This window comes from Pseudomonas sp. NBB (assembly GCF_032701105.1).
GTDB classification, from domain to species: Bacteria; Pseudomonadota; Gammaproteobacteria; order Pseudomonadales; family Pseudomonadaceae; genus Aquipseudomonas; species Aquipseudomonas asiatica.
This window is the reverse complement of sequence record NZ_CP103994.1, coordinates 5,770,101-5,787,934: the sequence shown is the minus strand read 5'-3', so window position 1 is coordinate 5,787,934 and position 17,834 is coordinate 5,770,101. Positions and strand designations below refer to the sequence as shown.

The window sequence follows — 17,834 nt, the reverse complement described above, 5'->3', positions numbered from 1 at the left end:
GACTTTGTCATGTGCCGGAGGCGAGACTTTCTGCATTGAACAGGAGAGCCGCCATGCACCCCGGGACGCCCCAAGCGCCGCTGCAAACCCCCGGCGCACTGACGCCGGCGCGCTTGCGCCGGGCCAAGGAACTGATGTTGCACAGCCCGTTGTCGATCATCGAAATCGCCGGGTTATGCAATCTCACCCGCAGCCACTTCTCGCGCGCGTTCAAGGTCAACACCGGCCTCTCGCCCCAGGCGTGGCGCCTGCTGGCACGCATGGAAAAGGCCAAGCGCCTGCTCGCCACCGAGGCGCCGATCACCCACGTGAGCCTGGAATGCGGCTTCTGCGACCAGGCCCATTTCACCCGCGCCTTCAGCCGCCTGGTCGGCCAGCCGCCCAAGGCCTGGCGCCAGGCGCAGGCCCATCCTTAAGCCGAACCTATCCGCCGGTATAGCCCCTTGTGGACAGTGCCGGCCCGTTTTCCCAACCCAAGGAGTCACCCCGATGAGCCAACCCGATTACAAGCGCCTGAACAAAGACGACGCCGTGGTGCTGCTGGTCGACCACCAGACCGGCCTGATTTCGTTGGTGCAGGACTTCTCGCCCAACGAGTTCAAGAACAACGTGCTGGCCCTGGGCGACCTGGCCAAGTTCTTCGGCCTGCCGACCATCCTCACCACCAGCTTCGAGCAAGGCCCGAACGGCCCGCTGGTGCCCGAGCTGAAAGAGATGTTCCCGGATGCGCCGTACATTGCCCGCCCTGGCCAGATCAACGCCTGGGACAACGAAGACTTCGTCAAGGCGATCAAGGCCACTGGTCGCAAGCAGCTGATCATCGCAGGCGTGGTGACCGATGTGTGCGTGGCGTTCCCGACCCTGTCGGCGCTGGCGGAAGGTTTTGAAGTGTTCGTGGTGACCGATGCTTCGGGCACCTTCAACGAAACCGTGCAGCAGGCGGCCTGGGTGCGCATGACCCAGGCGGGTGCACAGATGATGAACTGGTTCTCGGTGGCCTGTGAGCTGCACCGCGACTGGCGCAACGACATCGAAGGGCTGGGTAACCTGCTGTCGCAGCGCATTCCCAACTACCGCAACCTGATGAACAGCTATGCGGCCCTGAGCGCCCGTTGATGTAAGCCTGTACCGGCCCTTTCGCGGGTGAACCCGCTCCCACAGAAACCGTGCAGTTCTCAGGCTGTGCACTATCCCTGTGGGAGCGGGTTTACCCGCGAAAGGGCCGGTACAGGCTCAAGAGGGATTCATAGGCAGCGTAAAGCGAATCCGACACCCCCCCAGCTCCGACACCTGCGCCTGCAACTGCCCTCCATGGGCCTGCACCACCGAGTTGCAGATCGCCAAGCCCATCCCCATGCCGCCGATCTTGGTGGTATGAAACGCATCGAACACTCGCTCGCGCTCATCCGCTGCAATCCCCGGTCCGTTGTCGTCCACGCAGATTTCCACCTCATTCCCGACCACCGCCGACGCAATCCGCAGCACCCCATCGCTGCGATACCCCGCCAGCGCCTCCAGGCCATTGGTAATCAGGTTGAACACCAACTGCTGCAACTGCACCGGGTCGGCCATCACGCTCACCCCCGCCTGCAAGCGCATCTGCACGTCCACCGGGCCCTTGGCGGCATCGGCCGATGTAAGGCGCACCACTTCGCGGATCAACTCGTCCAGCTTCACCACCTTGAGTTGCATCGGCGACTGTTTGGCCAGCGAGCGTAGCGCACGCACGATGTTGGCGGCCCGTTCGCTGTCGTTGCGGATGTCTTCCAGGCCGGCAATCGCCTCTTCCAGGTCGGGCTTGGCGCGTTTCAACCAGCGCAGGCTGGCAGCGGCGTTGGACGCTATGCCCAGCAGCGGCTGGCTGATCTCATGGGCGATGGACGCGGACAGCTCGTTCATCACCTGCAAGTGCGACGTGCGGGCCAATTCCGCGCGGGAGCGGCGCAACTCGGTCTCCATCTGGGCGCGGGTCTGGTTGTCTTCGGCCAGGCGTGTGTAGAACTTGGCGGTTTGCAGCGACACCGCCGCCTGTGAGGCGAGTATTTCCAGCATGGCCAGGCGCTGGCCGCCGAACAGGTTCGGCACCAGGCGGTTTTCCAGGTACACCAGGCCGATCAGCACGCCCTGGATCACCAGCGGCAGGCACAGCACCGAACGGGCCTTGCGCGCGTGCAACTGCTGGCGGAAGGCCTCGGGGCAGTCGCTCTGGGCATCGTTGAGCACCAGGGGCTTCTTGGTGCGCATGGTGGCGTTGATGATCGACAGCGGTGCCTGGGTCATGAACTTCTGGCAGTCGTCCATGCTCACGTGCAGCCCGGCGTCGTCGATGTAGGCGAGGGCAGCCATCTGGAATTCGGCACCGCTGACGATCAGCAGCGCACCGTGGTCGGCGCCGGAATGCTGGGTCAGGTGGCCCATCAGGGTTTCGATAAGGCCTTCGAGCAGCACTTCCTCGGACAGCGCCCGTGCTGCCTCGATGCCGGCTTCCAGGTCGAGCTTGGCCTGGTGGGTTGCGCGTTGGCTTTCCTGGATTGGCTGGGTGCGCAGGAACGGGTGCAACGCCTCCAGCTGGTGCACCTTGCCGGTCGCGCCCCAGATATGGAAACAGTCGCGGGCGATGCGCAGGTGCAGGTTGGCACCAGAGATCAGGCCGCTGGGGATACATACTTCGGCCAACTGCTCGTGGGCCAGCGCCTGCTCGTGGATGAAGCCGGCTGCGGTGGCGGCGATCTGTGCCTGGTCGAAGCAGCGGATGGCGGCCAGGCCGTCGCCTTCGAGCTTGGCGATCACGCCTTCGATCAGCAACAGCTTGTTGCGGAAGGTGGCCGGGTTGAAGCCGGCCCAGCGGCCGAAGCGCTCGCGAAGGGTGTGTAGTTCGCGCAGCTTGTCGGCAAGGCTGCCAATGGCCTCGGGGCTGCCCAGGGCCAGGCCGCGAAACAGGTGATAGTCGGCCAGGTTGATGTGCGCTGGTACCGCCCAGGTGTTGTCCCCGGCCAGTGCCAGGTTGCGCATGGCCTGCGGGATGTTACCCAGGTAGAAGTCGCCCATGCCGGCCATGAGGTATTGGAAGAACCGCGTGGTGGGCGATTTCGAGGCTGTGGCCGAGGCCGGGCAGGGCGTGCAGCTCAATTTGGCGACGAACGCTTGCTGGGCCTGCAGGATCTGCTCGATGTCGCGGTAACCGTAGTGACGCACGGTGGCCAGGCCTTGCGCCAGTTCCTCCACCACGTCCGGCAGGTAGCGGCCCATGAACAGCGAATCGGAAACCAGGTGGTTGCAGGCATAGCAGCTCATCGCCAGGTCGCCGCTCAGGCGCCCCGAGTCGACCGCATCCAGTGCGGTACGGCGGGCGAACTCCATGGGCGAGGTCCAGGCGCTGACCTGGTCCAGGGCCAGCAGCGCGCTGGTCAAGTCAGCGTCGAAACCGTGCCGCTCTATCAGCTTGAGCGCAGCCAGGCAGCAAGCGTGGCCATCATGGTAGGCACCGAAGCGCTCGGCAATCATCACCCCGTACCAGGCCATGCCGTAGGTGCTGCCCGGGGCGACGCCGTGCAGCAGTGACAGCTCCATGAGCTTGGCCAGGTGCAGGAAGCAGATGTCGTCCTTTACGAAAAACGATGACGACAGGGTGGCCAGCAGGCTGATGGCAACTGTCACTTCCTCCGAATCGGTGCGCTGCAGCGATTCCAGGCAGTGTCGGCCTTTCTGTTCGACCAAGGTCTGTACATGGGCATGACTGGCTTCGACCTGTTGCCAGTCGACACCTCGCACCGGGCTCATACCCAGCAAGTCCAGGCCGGAAATGGCGCTGTCGATGGCCGCCTGATAGTCGCCGCGCAAGGTGTACAGCAGCGCCTGCAGGCGGCATACCCGCGCCTGGTCCAACGCCGAGCGCGCGCGCAGGCGGCATTCAGTGATGCGGGCCTCGGCCGCGACCATTCGCGACAGTTGCATGTCGCACTCGGTGGCCATGCAGGCGATGGCAAAGCCATGCGTGGCGCGGCTTTCCAGCGTTGCGCCGCGTTGCAGCAACTGCTCGGCCGTGTGCAGGTAGCCAGCCGATTGTTCGAACGCGCCGCCATCGCGTGCGCGTGCTGCTGCCTCGCGTAAAAGCTGCAGAAAAGCTTCGCAGTCATCCGCTGCAAACCCGCATGGGCTGGCGCGTTGCAGCTGGTTGGCAAGCTCGAACAGTACCTCGTGCAGGCGCCCCGGCCAGGCCTGGCGCATGGCCTGGGCAATACGTGCATGCAGTTGGGCACGTGCGCGCGCTGGCGTGAGAGCGTACGCAGCTTCCATCACCCGTTCATGGGCGAAACCCAGGCCGTTCTGGCCCGGTTGCAGGAAACCCGCGCCAATCAAGGCTTTCAACGGCTCGCCGGGCGCTTGAGAGAGTACCTGGTGAAGCAGGCGTTCATCACAGCGGCTGCCAGCCGCACTGACCACCCGCAGCAGGTCGCGCTGCGGCTCGGGCAGGCGCACCAGGCGGTGGATCATCAGGTCGGCGACATTGTCGGAATAGCGGTGGCGGGCCACGGCCTGCAGGCACCATGACCAGCGCATGGTCTGGGTATCGAAGGTGAACAGCTGGTCCTCGACCATGGCCCGGAGGATCTGATTGATGAAGAACGGATTGCCCGCAGTCTTGTCGTGTACCAGTTCGGCCACCTGCAATGCGTCCTCGGGGCCGACGTGGTAGCGCTCGCCGATCAACTCGGTCACCGCGCTCACCGCCAGGGGCCGCAGGTTCAGCGTGGTGCTGCGCACCGCTGCGGGCAGGGCAAGGGGTGTACTGCTGGCTGGCGCATCACTGCGCCGGGCGAAGATCAGCAACAGGTTGCCGGGCGCGTGAGCCAGAAGTTGCGCCAGCAGTTGCTGGCTGGAGTCGTCGACCCAATGCATGTCATCGAAGAACAGCACCAGCGGCTGGTCGGGGCGGCTGAATACCTGCAGGAATTCGACGATCGCCCGCAACTCCTTCTGCAGCGCCAGACGCGTGGGCTTGGCCGGCAACTCGGGCAAGGGGCCGAGGATCAGTTGCAGGTCTGGTGCCAGCTTGCCGAGCAGCCGGCCGTGGCCTTTGATACGGCGCAGAATCTCGCAGCGCAAGGCGTCGAGGTCCTGGCTGTTCTTGGCCAGCAACTGGGTGGTCAGCGCGCCGAGAATTTCGACCCAGGGCGCGTAGGGCAAGGCCTGTGCAACGCCGTTGCACTTGCCGATGGCCCAGTAACCCTGGGCGTTGGCCCTGAGCGCTGCCTCGACCAGGCTCGACTTGCCCATGCCCGTAGCCCCGTTGATGAACAGGGCTTGTGGCTTGCTGTCACGGCGCTGTGCCTTGAGCAGCAGGGCGATGGCCATCTGTTCGGCACTGCGGCCATACAGGCGTGCGCGGTCGGGCGTCATCGGGTCGGCACAGCCTGGTTCGAAGGCCTCCATGGACTTGCTGGCGGCCCACTGTCGCTGGCAATAGGCCAAGTCCACCGCCAGGGCGCGAGCACTCTGGTAGCGGGCGTCCGGCTCTTTGGCCAAGGCCTTGGCCAGGATCCGGCTGAGAGGTTGCGGCACATTGCTGTCCACTTCGCAGGCCGCTCGTGGCTGCACGCCGGCATGCAGCTGGCGCCAGTGCTGGGTGTCGCGCCCGGCCAGAGGCAATTCGCCCAGCAGTAGCTGGTAAAGGATCGCGCCCAGGGCATAGATGTCGGTGCGTCGGTCGCTGCTGCTGCCGTGCGGGCAGACCTGTTCAGGCGCCAGGTAAGCCCAGTTGCCGAGCGGGGTGCCTTGTTCGCTGATCAGTTCCGCCGGGTCGGCGCGAAAGCAGCCCAGTCGCACTCGCTGGTCCGCGCGCAGGCACACATGTTCGGGCTGCAGCGCGCCGTGCAGCACATTGCGTTCGTGTGCCTGGGCCAAGGCAGTGGCTGCATTCACCGCAATCTCGAGAAACGGCGCCAGGGCGGCAGGGCCCTCTGCGATAAGGTCGGCGATGGAGCGGCCGGCCGGGTACACCAGCAGGGGGCCTTCGGCCGAGCGCACGAACGCCGAGGGGATCACCGCCCATTGCGGGTCGAGTTGCTGGCGGTAGTCGCGTTCCAGGCGCTGGCAGGCGGCGGGGACCTCGCGCGGGGCGCGCACGGCGATCCATGCCTGGTCGGTGGCTGGATCGCGAAGGCGGAAGTAACTGAGTTCACCTTCCTGGCCCAGCGCGTTGATGTCGCACCGGTTCAGCCAACCCTCGTCGACGGACTGGTCGTAATCGATGGGCCTGTGGGCAAGGCGTTCATCGAGCATAAGGCACCCCTGCTAGCGACATCCTGACGCACGAGTATACGCAGCGGACCCAGCAGGGATGCGGGCTGCAGGCTGCTTGGCAGGAAAGGGTACGCTGTTGTCCGTTATCGTCCCCTGGGGGCTGGCGGGCTTTTGTATAGTCCTCAGGCCAACCTATCCCTCGGGATAATTGTCTGAAGGCGTACCCTGGCCTAGGCTGCCCTGGGCTGGGAAACGCCCGTGCCCGCGCGAGGAAGCCATGATCCGAATAGGTAATGCCCAGGTGTCGCTGGAGCGGCGCGAAGCCTTTGTTGACGGTAAGCCTGTCCTGTTGGGGGGGCGGGCATTCGAAGTGCTGGCGACGCTGATCAAGGCCAAGGGGCGGGTGGTCGACAAGGACGAGCTGTTCAGCCAGGTGTGGGCCGGCACGGTAGTCGAGGACAACAACCTGCAGGTGCAGGTGTCCTTGCTGCGCAAGGCCTTTGGCGACCGGGGCCTGATCCAGACCGTGCCACGCCGGGGCTACCGCCTGGCCGCCGAGATCAGCCTCGAGTTGCCTGGCAAGGCGGCGGGCAAATCGCCGCTGTGCGCCGCGGCCGAACCTGTCGAGTTGTTCGATGAGCACTTGAACGTGCCGGTGCTGGTGGTGGATGACGACCCGTCGGTGCGCACGGCGTTGGGCCGCCTGCTGCGCTCGCAGGACATTCCGCATCATTTGTTCGCCAGTGCCGAGGCGTTGTTCGAGGCCCGCCTGGAAACCCCCTATGCCTGCCTGTTGCTGGACATGCACCTGCCCGATACCAGCGGCCTGGAAGTCCAAGATGCGCTGCGCCGACTTGCGCTGCCCTGGCCGATCGTGTTCATGACCGGCTTCGGCACCATCCCGATGACCGTCCAGGCCATGCGTGCCGGGGCCGTGGAGTTCCTGACCAAACCGTTCGACGAAGACCAGCTGCTGACACTGCTGCAGGCGGTGCGCACGCGTGCCGTGGCCGAAGGGCGCAAGTGGCACCATGCGCGGCAGGTCCAGGAAAAGTACCAGCGCCTGACCCAGCGCGAGCGCCAGGTGTTCTCGCTGGTGGTCGGCGGCCTGTCGCACAAGCAGATCGCCAGGCAGATCGGCACCAGCGAGGTGACGACCAAGGTGCACAAGAAGAACATCATGAACAAGATGCAGTCCCGCTCGCTGCTTGAACTGGTGGCCATGCACAACGTTATCGGGGCGCAGCCTGAGGGCCTAGGCGGCGCATGAGCAGCACGGTGTGCATCGTTGACGACGATGCTTCGGTGCGCAAAAGCCTGGCCAACCTGCTGCGTTCGGCAGGTTTCGAGACCTTGTCTTTTGCTGCCGGGGACCTGTTCCTGGCCTCGGCACTGGCGCGGCAAGCGGGGTGTGTGCTGCTCGACCTGAGGATGCCCGGAATGAGCGGGCTGGCGGTGCAGCGCGAGCTGGCCAGGCTGGGGTGGCGGTTGCCGGTGATCTGCATGTCGGCGCACTGGGATGAAGGGGCGGTGCGGGCGGCGATGGCGCTTGGGGCGCTGGTCTGCCTGGGCAAGCCATTCTCTGAAGAGGTGCTGCTGAATGTCGTTGAAGATGCTTTGGTGGGCAGCCACTGAGGTCTTCCTGCCCCGGCCCCTTCGCGGGCTTGCCCGCTCCTACAGGGACTGCACAGGCTTTGGGCCGATGTATTCGGTGTGGGAGCAACTGTCTTGCACTGCCTGTACTGGCCTGATCGCTGGCAAGCCAGGCTCCTACAGGGACTGCGCATGGTTTGAGGCCGATGCGGTCGGGGTGGGAGCTGGCTTGCCTGCGATGGGCTGCAAAGCAGCCCCGGCAATCTAACTGCTCCCCGGCCGGTACTGCAGGGCCTCGGCCAGATGCGCCCGGCCAATTGCCTGGTTACCTTCCAGATCCGCCAGCGTCCGCGCCACCTTCAGTAACCGGTGAGCCGCACGTAACGACAGGGTCAGCCGCTCACAGGCCCCCTCCAACCAGGCCTGGTCCGCCGCCGCCAACCCACAATGGCAGCGCAACCCCTCAAGGTCGAGAAATGCATTCGCACACCCTTGCCGCCGCTGTTGCAGTTCACGTGCCTCGGCTACCTTGGCCGCCACATCGGCACTGGTCTCGCCGCAGGGCTGGTTGTTCAGCGTGGTGCTCTCCCGGGCCACGGTCAGGTGCAGGTCGATACGGTCCAGCAATGGCCCTGACAGCTTGTTGCGATACCGCGCGATCTGCTCGGTGCTACAGCGGCAGCGGCCAGTGGGGTCGCCCAGGTAGCCGCAAGGGCAGGGGTTCATTGCCGCCACCAGCTGGAAACGGGCCGGGAAGCGTACCTTGTCGCGGGCCCGGGCAATCACGATCTCGCCCGACTCCAGCGGTTCGCGCAACACTTCCAGCACGCGACGCTCGAACTCAGGTAGTTCATCCAGAAACAGCACGCCATGGTGGGCGAGGGTGATTTCGCCCGGTTGCGGCCGGCTGCTGCCGCCGACCAGTGCCGGGCCGGAGGCGGAGTGATGCGGATGGCGGAAGGGCCGCTGCGGCCAGCTGCTCAGTGGCGTATGGCCGCTGACCGACTGTATCGCCGCCACTTCCAGTGCTTCGTGCTCGTCCAGTGGTGGCAGCAGCCCCGGCAAGCGGCTGGCAAGCAAGGTCTTGCCGGTACCGGGAGGCCCGGTGAACAAAAGGTTGTGCGCCCCGGCCGCCGCTAGCAGCAGCGCACGCTTGGCCGCCAGTTGGCCCTGCACTTCGCTCAGGTCTGGGTACGGGCGTTGCTGCAGGATCAGGCCGTTGGCGGCATACGGTGGCAATGGCACCTGGCCGTTCAGGTGGGCGACCAGTTCCAGCAGGTGCCCCACCGCATACACCACCAGCCCGCCTGCCAGGCTGGCTTCCTCGGCATTCTCCCGCGGCACCACCAGCGCCCGGCCTGCTTCGCGTGCCGCCAGTGCTGCGGGCAACACGCCCTGCACCGGGCGCAACTTGCCAGACAGCGCCAGTTCGCCCAGGCATTCGACCTCGGCAAGGGTGGCCGTTGGTACCTGGCCATCGGCGGCGAGGATACCCAGGGCAATTGCCAGGTCATAGCGCCCGCCATCCTTGGGCAGGTCGGCGGGGGCGAGGTTCTGGGTGATGCGCCGCTGCGGGTAGTTCAAACCGGAGTTGACGATGGCGCTGCGTACCCGGTCCTTGCTCTCTTTGACCGTGGTTTCCGGCAGACCGACCAGCGTGAGATGGGGCAAGCCGTTGGCCAGGTGGGTTTCGACGCTGACCGCCGGTGCCTGCACGCCCACCTGGGCGCGGCTGTGGACGAGGGCTAGGGACATGGACGCTCCGTTGTCGCTGAAGAGGGCCGCTTCCTGCGGCTTTGCAAGAATAGCGAGCACGGCCCGGGCCGGCGAAAGAAGTGTGCGTCCTGGTTTTTCAGGCAGGGGTTTCCCCTGCATTGTCACCCCGTCGGGTTCGTGCCTGCTGTGCGCCGGAAGGGCTCAGGCGCGTACATAAACCCAGGCGTTCAGGCCCGATGCGAGCGTTACGGCCACGCGCTTGTAGTCAGCGACTTCATAGCGATCCGCCGCTGCCAGCTCTTCTTCGCTGATCTGGAAGACCATGCCGGCCACGCTGTCGTCTGCCTGGCTGCTGGGAGCGACGATAGGGTGATGGGACTTGCCGCTGGCTGCCAGCACGGCCGGATCGGTGATCTCGACCCAGTCCTGGCGGTAGCCCAGCATGCGGTCGGCTTGGCCGCTCAGTTCGCGGCCGAAGTTGGCGAGCTGCACGGCCTTGTCCTGCAAGGTGCCGTAGGAAAACAACAGTACCGGGTATGCGCTGGAGGGTTGCATTCACTCATCCTGTGGGGTCGGGTTCAGCCGGGCTTCCAGCTCGGCCACTTGTTTTTCCAAAGCCTCCAGGCGTGCGCGGGTGCGCGCCAGTACGACCATCTGGCTGTCGAATTCTTCGCGGCTGACCAGGTCCAGCTTGCTGAAGGCACCTTGCATCAGCACCTTGAACTGACTTTCCAGTTCGGCGCGGGGCTGGGCGGTATCGCTGCTGAACAGGCGCGATGCCTGGTCGCTCAGGGCATCGAGAAGGGCTTTGGGCGCGAGCATGGGGCTGTCCACTGATACTGGGAAATGGCCGGCAGTGTAGCACGCATGCATGAGCATCCGGCCTCGTCGCTGGCTCCTACAGAAAGCAGCGCTCATCTGAAACTGCACATTTTTCGAGCGATGCGGCAGGTCGAAGTGCACCGAAATTGTGCATGTTTCCCATGCTGGCGACTGGCCAATCCCGACTGATTCACATAACTCCCTGTTTTCCCGAGCTTTGACGGAACTGGCAAGGTTTCTGCAAAGACCAGTGCGAGCCATGCACTGATGCAGTTCTTTGTGACCAGGCAGTGCGCACGCGGAGCCGGATGCCGACGACGCGTTACAAAGACAACCGCTGCGCTTAGACTTGAGACGGGTTTGTTTTCCTGGGGCAAGTCCACCAAATCGGGAGAGAGTTTCATGAAGCTAGTCACAGCCATCATCAAGCCGTTCAAGCTGGACGACGTGCGCGAGTCGCTGTCGGAAATCGGCGTGCAGGGCATCACCGTCACCGAAGTCAAAGGTTTCGGTCGGCAGAAGGGCCACACCGAGCTGTATCGCGGTGCTGAATATGTGGTCGATTTCCTGCCCAAGGTGAAGATCGATGTCGCCATCGATGACAAGGACCTTGATCGGGTAATCGAAGCCATCACCAAGGCAGCCAACACCGGCAAGATCGGTGACGGCAAGATTTTCGTGGTGAATCTGGAGCAGGCGATCCGTATCCGTACCGGCGAAACCGATACCGACGCGATCTAAGCAGCAACAAAGCCTCACCAAACCCAACGCCCCAGGAGAAAACAACATGACTCTGCGTAAGATCGCAGGGCTAGGAGCCCTATTGTCCCTCGTAATGCCCGGGCTTGCCCTGGCAGAGGAAGCTGCCCCAGCGCTGAACTCCGGCGACACCGCCTGGATGCTCACCGCAACGGCGCTGGTGCTGTTCATGACCATTCCGGGCCTGGCCCTGTTCTATGGCGGCATGGTGCGATCCAAGAACGTGCTGTCGGTGATGATGCAGTGCTTTGCAATCACTGGCCTGATGAGCATTCTCTGGGTTGTCTACGGCTACAGCATGGCCTTCGATACCACCGGTATGGAAAAGGGCGTGCTCAACTTCAATTCCTTCGTCGGTGGCTTCTCCAAGGCGTTCCTCAGCGGCGTCACGCCCTCGAACCTGACCTCGGCTGCCGCGCTGTTCCCTGAAGCGGTATTCATCACCTTCCAGATGACCTTCGCCATCATCACCCCGGCGCTGATCGTTGGTGCGTTCGCCGAGCGCATGAAGTTCTCCGCGATGCTGGTGTTCATGGGCATCTGGTTCACCCTGGTCTACGCGCCTATCGCGCACATGGTCTGGAGCGGTGACGGCGCACTGATGTGGGACTGGGGCGTGCTGGACTTCGCCGGCGGCACCGTGGTGCACATCAACGCCGGTATCGCTGGCCTGGTCTGCTGCCTGGTGCTGGGCAAGCGCAAGGGCTACCCGACCACCCCGATGGCTCCGCACAACCTGGGCTATACCCTGATGGGCGCGGCCATGCTGTGGGTCGGCTGGTTCGGCTTCAACGCAGGCTCTGCCGCGGCTGCCAACGGCACCGCCGGCATGGCCATGCTGGTGACCCAGATCGCCACCGCCGCCGCAGCCCTGGGCTGGATGTTCGCCGAGTGGATCGGTCACGGTAAACCGAGCGCCCTGGGCATTGCTTCGGGTGTGGTCGCCGGCCTGGTCGCCATCACCCCGGCTGCCGGTACCGTAGGCCCCATGGGTGCCCTGGTGATCGGCCTGGTCTCGGGTGTGGTCTGCTACTTCTGCGCCACCAGCCTCAAGCGCAAGCTGGGCTATGACGACTCGCTGGACGCCTTCGGCGTGCACGGCATCGGCGGTATCGTCGGCGCCATCCTCACCGGTTTGTTCGCAGCTCCGGCGCTGGGCGGCTTCGGTGCCGTCACCGACATCGGCATGCAGGTCTGGATCCAGGCCAAGGGCGTGATCTTCACCGTGGTCTACACCGCCATCGTCACCTACGTGATTCTCAAGGTGCTTGATGTGGTGATGGGCCTGCGGGCAAGCGAAGAAGAAGAGTCTGTCGGCCTCGACCTGGCTCAGCACAACGAGCGCGGCTACAACCTGTAACCGCGACGCGGTAAAAACTTGCCCGGCTTGCCGGGCATTTTTTTTGCCAGATTTTTAGCATTTCCCGCACGGCAAACGGTTTATCCGACACGTTCGCGACGTAGGCGGAAATCTTACAAAACGCAGAGCATTCATGGTGCTTTGCTTTTTCTGCTGGCGCGCTAGAATGCGCGCCGAAGGGTGTTTGACGAGGAGTCCACACGCTTCGCCAGCCTTTGCTAGGCTTGCCAATAGCGTGTGGCCAGCAGGGGCTAAAGGATTTGTCAGGTCCTGCCAGGAGCAGGGTCTGCTGGGTGCCGCCTCCCATCAGGAGCGCCGACCCTAGGGCAGTGGCCTAACCCACGGCCAGTTGAATTTTCACTGGTGGCTGCCGGTCTACGGCTGCACTGGTCTATAACTAACCTGCTTTTCGCAAGTCATGAGGTAGAACATGAGCGACGACGATCTGGAAAATGATGACCTCGAAGTAGGCGACGAAGACGAGGGCGATGAAGGCCTCGAAGCGGCAGCTGATGATGGTGCCGAAGACGCTGGCGATGACGACAGCAGCCCGGCACCCGCTGCCAAGGGCAAATCCAAAGCCGCGGTCTCGGTAGACGAGATGCCGAGCATGGAAGCCAAGCAGAAGGAGCGTGACGCCCTGGCCAAGGCCATGGAAGAGTTCCTCGCCCGCGGCGGAAAGGTTCAGGAAGTCGAGGCCAACGTGGTCGCCGATCCGCCCAAGAAGCCGGACAACAAGTACGGCAGCCGCCCTATCTGAGTGGCTGATCGAAAAAAAGCCCGCCGTCGCTGCGGGCTTTTTTGTGCCTGTCTGTTTTGTGTTGCCTGTACCGGCCTCTTCGCGGGCTCGCCCGCTCCCGCTGGGATCGCGCAGAAGCTGAGAGGGCAGTAAACCTGTGGGAGCGGGCGTGCCCGCGAATGGGCCGCGAAGCGGCGCCTGTCAGCGCCAGCGCGCGAGGATGTCGGGTAACTGCGACAGGCGCTGGATCTCGGCGTCCGGCGCCTGTTCGCCTACCCACGCCTTGCCCTGGGGGTTGAACCACACCGCCCGCAGCCCGGCGCGCTGGGCGCCGGCAATGTCATCGCCCGGGTGGTCACCGATGTGCACCGCTGCGCTGGCCTCCACGTCACCGCGGCGCAGGGCTTCGAGGAACGGCGCCGGGTCCGGCTTGCCGATGCCGAGGTCTTCGGCACACAGGGCAAAGCGGAAATAGTCCGCCAGCCCCAGCCGGCTTACGTCGGCATTGCCGTTGGTGACCACGCCCAAGGTGTAGTGATGGCGCAGGATCTCCAGCACCGGCTGCACCTCCGGGAAAATCTCCACCTGGTGGCGGGCATGCAGGAATACTTCGAAACCTTCGTTGGCCAGCTCCTGCGCATGTTTTTCGCTGTAGCCGACTTCTTCCAGGGCATGAAACAGCACCCGTCGACGCAGGGCGCTGATACGGTGCTTCAGGCCGGGTTCGGCTTGTACCAGGCGCTCGCGAATGGCGAACAGGTGCTCCACCGGTACGCCACCAAGGATCGGGGCGTTGGCTTCGAGCCAGTCGCGCAGCACGACTTCCGCGCTGGCAATCACCGGCGCGGTATCCCACAGGGTGTCGTCGAGGTCGAAGGTGATCAGCTTGATGCTCATGAGTCTGTGCCTTTGCTGCGTTTGGCCCGAGGGTGGGCGCTGTCGTACACCGCGGCCAGGTGCTGGAAGTCCAGGTGGGTATAGATCTGCGTGGTGCCGATGTCGGCATGGCCGAGCATCTCCTGCACCGCGCGCAGGTCCTGGGACGATTCCAGCACGTGGCTGGCGAAGGAATGGCGAAGCATGTGTGGGTGCAGGTGCTGGCCCAGCTCGCGCTCACCGGCCGCCTTCACCCGTTGCTGAACGGCCCGTGGGCTGATGCGGTTGCCTTGGCGGGTGATGAAAACCGCGCGGTCGCGCGGGTTGCCGATGCCGCGCAGGCGGTACCAGGCCTGCAAGGCTTCGCGGGCCTTGCGGCCGACCGGCAGCACGCGGGCCTTGCCGCCCTTGCCCAGCACCTGCACCAGGCCGGCGGCGAGGTCCAGGTGATCGAGGTCGAGGTTGGTCAGCTCGGACAGGCGCAGGCCCGACGAATAGAACAGTTCGAGGATGGCCTGGTCACGACGGGCGATGAAGTCATCGTCGACACCGCCATCAAGCAGTTGCAGGGCGCGGTCGGTGTCCAGCACCTTGGGCAGCCGGCGTTCGCCCTTGGGCGCGCTCAGGCCGCTGGCCGGGTCGTGCTGGCACAGGCCTTCGCGGTTGAGATAGCGGTACAGGCCACGCACCGCCGACAGCAGCCGGGCCAGGCTGCGCGAGGACTGGCCGTGGTGGTGCTGGCGGGCGATCAGCTGGCGCAGCTGCTGGATCTGCAGCGCCTGCCAATCGGCAATGCCGTGCTCCTTGCAGTAGGCGACCACCTTGTCGAGGTCGCGACGGTAGCCCAGCAGGGTGTGCTCGGACACCTGGCGCTCGTTGCGCAGGTGTGCGCAATAAGCCTCCAGCTGGCGTTCCATCAGCGTACCGGGCGCAGGGTCTGGGTAACGCGTGGCACAACGCGGCCAAGCACCTCGGCAATGTAGCCAAGGAACAAGGTGCCGACGCTGCTCTTGTAGTGTTGCGGGTCGCGGCTGCCGATCGCCAGCACCCCGTGCAGGCCCTGGTATTCCAGGGCAGCCACGGCGCTGGAGCCCACTTCCCGGCGCTGTTCTTCACCGAACAGGAATGCCAGCTCGTGCTCGCGCAGGTTGCCGCTGACCGTCTTGCCGCCGCCCAGCAGGGCACCGATGGCCTGCTGCGCTTCGGCGTTGCTCACCCAGCGCCCGACCGGCGCGACGTTTTCGCCGAACAGGATCAGGCTGACGAAGGGCACCTGGAATTCCTGGCGCAGGCTGTCTTCGACTGCCATCACCACTTCCTCCAGGCTGCCGGCGTCGAGCAGGTCGAGGATCAGCCGGCGGGTCTTGTCGAAAAGCCGATCGTTGTCGCGGGCCACGTCCATCAGTTGCGACAGGCGGTGGCGCATCTCGATGTTGCGGTCGCGCAGCAAACTGAGCTGGCGCTCCACCAGCGATACGCTGTCGCCACGCTGGTGAGGGATGCGCTGTTCGATCAGCAACTCGTCGTGCTCGGCGAAGAAGGTGGGGTGGGCGCGCAGGTAGGCGACCACCGCTTCGGCATCGAGCTCGGCGGACTGCTGGGGTACAACCTGGGGCTGATCGGTCATGGCGGTTACTCGCTTAGAGACGAACCTGTCCTTCGTAGACGCGTACGGCCGGGCCGGTCATCAGCACGGGCTTGCCGGGGCCGGCCCATTCGATGTGCAGGCGGCCACCGGGCAGGTCGAGGGATACCGGGGAGTCCATCCAGCCCTGGCTGATCGCCGCCACGGCGGCGGCGCAGGCGCCGGTGCCGCAGGCCTGGGTTTCGCCCGCACCACGTTCCCACACCCGCAGGTTGGCGCGGTGGCGGTCGATGACCTGGAGGAAGCCGGCATTTACCCGCTGCGGGAAGCGTGGGTGGTTTTCGATCTTCGGGCCCAGCTCATGCACAGGGGCGGTACGCACGTCGTCGACACGCAGCACGGCATGCGGGTTACCCATGGACACGGCGGCAATCGAATGCACCTGGCCGTCGACTTCCAGTGGGTAGTTCAGCGCCTGCTCATCGGCGACGAAGGGGATTTCGGCAGGGATGAAGCGCGGTGGGCCCATGTCGACACTGATCTGGCCGTCGTTCTGCACGTCCAGTTCGATGATGCCGCTCTTGGTTTCCACTCGGATACGCTTTTTAGCGGTCAGGCGCTTGTCCAGCACGAAGCGGGCGAAGCAGCGCGCACCGTTGCCGCACTGCTCGACCTCGGAGCCGTCGGCATTGAAGATGCGGTAGCGGAAGTCCACTTCCGGGTTGTTCGGCGCCTCGACGATCAGCAACTGGTCGAAGCCGATGCCGGTGTGGCGGTCACCCCATTGCTTGGCGTGCTTGGGCTGGATGTGCGCGTGCTGGCTGACCAGGTCGAGGACCATGAAGTCGTTGCCCAGCCCATGCATCTTGGTAAAACGCAGCAGCATGGGCTTACTCCGGCAGCAGGCTTTCGCCAGCGTACAATTCGGCGATGGTCTCGCGGCGGCGTACTTCGAAGGCCTGGTCGCCGTCGACCAGGATTTCAGCGCAACGGCCACGGGTGTTGTAGTTGGAGCTCATGACAAAACCATAGGCGCCCGCGGACTGTACGGCCAGCAGGTCACCTTCGGCCAGGTTCAGCACGCGGTCCTTGCCGAGGAAGTCGCCAGTCTCGCAGATCGGGCCGACCAGGTCGTAGGCACGGCCTTCGCCTGCGCGTGGCTTGACCGCGCTGACACCCATCCAGGCCTGGTACAGGGCCGGGCGGATCAGGTCGTTCATCGCCGCATCGATGATGGCGAAGTCCTTGTGTTCGGTGTGCTTGAGGTATTCCACGCGGGTCAGCAGGACGCCGGCGTTGGCCACGATGTAGCGGCCCGGCTCGAACACCAGGGCCAGGTCGCGGTCGCCGACGCGCTCGCGGATTGCCTTGATGTAGTCGGCCACCAGCGGCGGCTCCTCATCGCGGTAACGCACGCCGACGCCGCCACCCAGGTCCAGGTGGCGCAGATGGATGCCGCACTCGGCCAGGCGGTCGACCAGCACCAGCAGGCGGTCAAGGGCATCGAGGAAAGGCTCGACGGTGGTCAACTGCGAACCGATGTGGCAGTCGACGCCGACCACTTCCAGGTTCGGCAACTGCGCGGCCCGCACGTAGATGGCCTCGGCGTCGGCGATGGCGATGCCGAACTTGTTCTCTTTCAGGCCGGTGGAGATGTACGGGTGGGTGCCGGCGTCGACGTCCGGGTTGACCCGCAGCGAGACCGGGGCAACCTTGCCCATCTCGGCGGCCACTACCTGCAGGCGCTCCAGTTCGTCGGTGGATTCGACGTTGAAGCAGTGCACCCCGACTTCCAGGGCACGGCGCATGTCGTCGCGGGTCTTGCCTACACCGGAGAACACCACGCGGTCGGCACGGCCGCCAGCGGCCAGCACGCGCTCCAGCTCACCGCCGGATACGATGTCGAAGCCTGCGCCCAGGCGTGCCAGCACGTTCAGCACGCCAAGGTTGGAGTTGGCCTTGACCGCGAAACATACCAGGTGCTCGGTGCCTTGCAGTGCATCGGCGTAGCTACGGTACTGGGCCTCGATGTGGGCGCGCGAATACACGTAGGTAGGGGTGCCGTAGCGTTCGGCGATGGCCGACAGGCCCACGCCTTCCGCGAACAGCTCGCCGTCGCGGTAGTTGAAAGCGTTCATCTG

Annotated in this window: 16 protein-coding genes; 7 read left to right on the top strand and 9 right to left on the bottom strand. The window is 64.8% G+C overall.

Annotation, left to right across the window (positions count from 1 at the left end):
• Positions 1–53: 53 nt before the first annotated feature.
• Positions 54–416 (top strand): helix-turn-helix domain-containing protein, encoded by a 363-nt coding sequence (locus tag NY023_RS26650; protein WP_013974756.1) that lies wholly within the window; start codon positions 54–56, stop codon positions 414–416.
• Positions 417–489: 73 nt separating this feature from the next.
• Positions 490–1,116, top strand: a complete 627-nt coding sequence (gene ycaC / locus NY023_RS26645; RefSeq protein WP_004375560.1) for an isochorismate family cysteine hydrolase YcaC — start codon at positions 490–492, stop codon at positions 1,114–1,116.
• A gap of 117 nt (positions 1,117–1,233) precedes the next feature.
• Here the strand turns inward: ycaC and NY023_RS26640 are convergent, their stop codons facing one another.
• Positions 1,234–6,282 (bottom strand): ATP-binding sensor histidine kinase, encoded by a 5,049-nt coding sequence (locus tag NY023_RS26640; RefSeq protein WP_013974755.1) that lies wholly within the window; start codon positions 6,280–6,282, stop codon positions 1,234–1,236.
• 238 nt (positions 6,283–6,520) lie between these two features.
• Between NY023_RS26640 and NY023_RS26635 the strand changes: the two genes are divergently transcribed.
• Both NY023_RS26635 and NY023_RS26630 read left to right on the top strand, forming a co-directional pair.
• On the top strand, positions 6,521–7,513 hold the full coding sequence (locus NY023_RS26635) for a response regulator (protein WP_013974754.1): 993 nt from the start codon (positions 6,521–6,523) through the stop codon (positions 7,511–7,513).
• Entirely contained in the window at positions 7,510–7,878 is a 369-nt protein-coding gene (locus tag NY023_RS26630) for a response regulator transcription factor (protein ID WP_013974753.1), read from the top strand. Before NY023_RS26635 ends, NY023_RS26630 begins: the two co-directional genes overlap by 4 nt.
• 222 nt (positions 7,879–8,100) lie before the next feature.
• Here NY023_RS26630 and NY023_RS26625 read toward each other — a convergent pair whose 3' ends face one another.
• The 3 genes from NY023_RS26625 to NY023_RS26615 all read right to left on the bottom strand — a co-directional run bounded on the left by NY023_RS26625 (position 8,101) and on the right by NY023_RS26615 (position 10,374).
• On the bottom strand, positions 8,101–9,591 hold the full coding sequence (locus tag NY023_RS26625) for a YifB family Mg chelatase-like AAA ATPase (RefSeq protein ID WP_024087897.1): 1,491 nt from the start codon (positions 9,589–9,591) through the stop codon (positions 8,101–8,103).
• Positions 9,592–9,753: 162 nt separating this feature from the next.
• On the bottom strand, positions 9,754–10,107 hold the full coding sequence (locus NY023_RS26620; RefSeq protein ID WP_013974751.1) for a gamma-glutamylcyclotransferase family protein: 354 nt from the start codon (positions 10,105–10,107) through the stop codon (positions 9,754–9,756).
• A complete protein-coding gene (locus NY023_RS26615) occupies positions 10,108–10,374 on the bottom strand; it encodes an accessory factor UbiK family protein (RefSeq protein ID WP_015272255.1) in 267 nt (88 codons plus the stop codon).
• A gap of 402 nt (positions 10,375–10,776) precedes the next feature.
• On the opposite strand from NY023_RS26615, the gene glnK reads away from it, so the two are divergent.
• The 3 genes from glnK to sutA all read left to right on the top strand — a co-directional run bounded on the left by glnK (position 10,777) and on the right by sutA (position 13,253).
• Positions 10,777–11,115 carry a P-II family nitrogen regulator gene (glnK, locus tag NY023_RS26610; RefSeq protein ID WP_002555808.1) on the top strand — a complete coding sequence of 113 codons (339 nt, stop codon included), beginning with the start codon at positions 10,777–10,779 and terminating at the stop codon, positions 11,113–11,115.
• A gap of 46 nt (positions 11,116–11,161) precedes the next feature.
• The gene (locus NY023_RS26605; protein WP_044047175.1) at positions 11,162–12,493 is read left to right on the top strand and encodes an ammonium transporter; all 1,332 of its coding nucleotides are present in this window, start codon (positions 11,162–11,164) and stop codon (positions 12,491–12,493) included.
• A gap of 430 nt (positions 12,494–12,923) precedes the next feature.
• Positions 12,924–13,253 carry a transcriptional regulator SutA gene (sutA, locus tag NY023_RS26600; RefSeq protein ID WP_013974748.1) on the top strand — a complete coding sequence of 110 codons (330 nt, stop codon included), beginning with the start codon at positions 12,924–12,926 and terminating at the stop codon, positions 13,251–13,253.
• Between the two features lie 180 nt (positions 13,254–13,433).
• Here sutA and NY023_RS26595 read toward each other — a convergent pair whose 3' ends face one another.
• The 5 genes from NY023_RS26595 to lysA are packed head-to-tail and all read right to left on the bottom strand — an operon-like array spanning position 13,434 to position 17,831.
• Positions 13,434–14,129 (bottom strand): HAD family hydrolase, encoded by a 696-nt coding sequence (locus NY023_RS26595; protein ID WP_013974747.1) that lies wholly within the window; start codon positions 14,127–14,129, stop codon positions 13,434–13,436.
• Positions 14,126–15,025, bottom strand: a complete 900-nt coding sequence (gene xerC, locus NY023_RS26590; RefSeq protein WP_013974746.1) for a tyrosine recombinase XerC — start codon at positions 15,023–15,025, stop codon at positions 14,126–14,128. Before xerC ends, NY023_RS26595 begins: the two co-directional genes overlap by 4 nt.
• Positions 15,025–15,735 (bottom strand): DUF484 family protein, encoded by a 711-nt coding sequence (locus tag NY023_RS26585; protein WP_013974745.1) that lies wholly within the window; start codon positions 15,733–15,735, stop codon positions 15,025–15,027. The genes xerC and NY023_RS26585 overlap by 1 nt, the downstream gene beginning before the upstream one ends.
• 13 nt (positions 15,736–15,748) lie before the next feature.
• A complete protein-coding gene (dapF, locus tag NY023_RS26580) occupies positions 15,749–16,579 on the bottom strand; it encodes a diaminopimelate epimerase (protein ID WP_013974744.1) in 831 nt (276 codons plus the stop codon).
• Positions 16,580–16,583: 4 nt separating this feature from the next.
• Positions 16,584–17,831: a diaminopimelate decarboxylase gene (lysA, locus tag NY023_RS26575; protein ID WP_013974743.1), complete on the bottom strand. Its 1,248-nt coding sequence runs from the start codon at positions 17,829–17,831 to the stop codon at positions 16,584–16,586.
• Positions 17,832–17,834 lie beyond the last annotated feature (3 nt).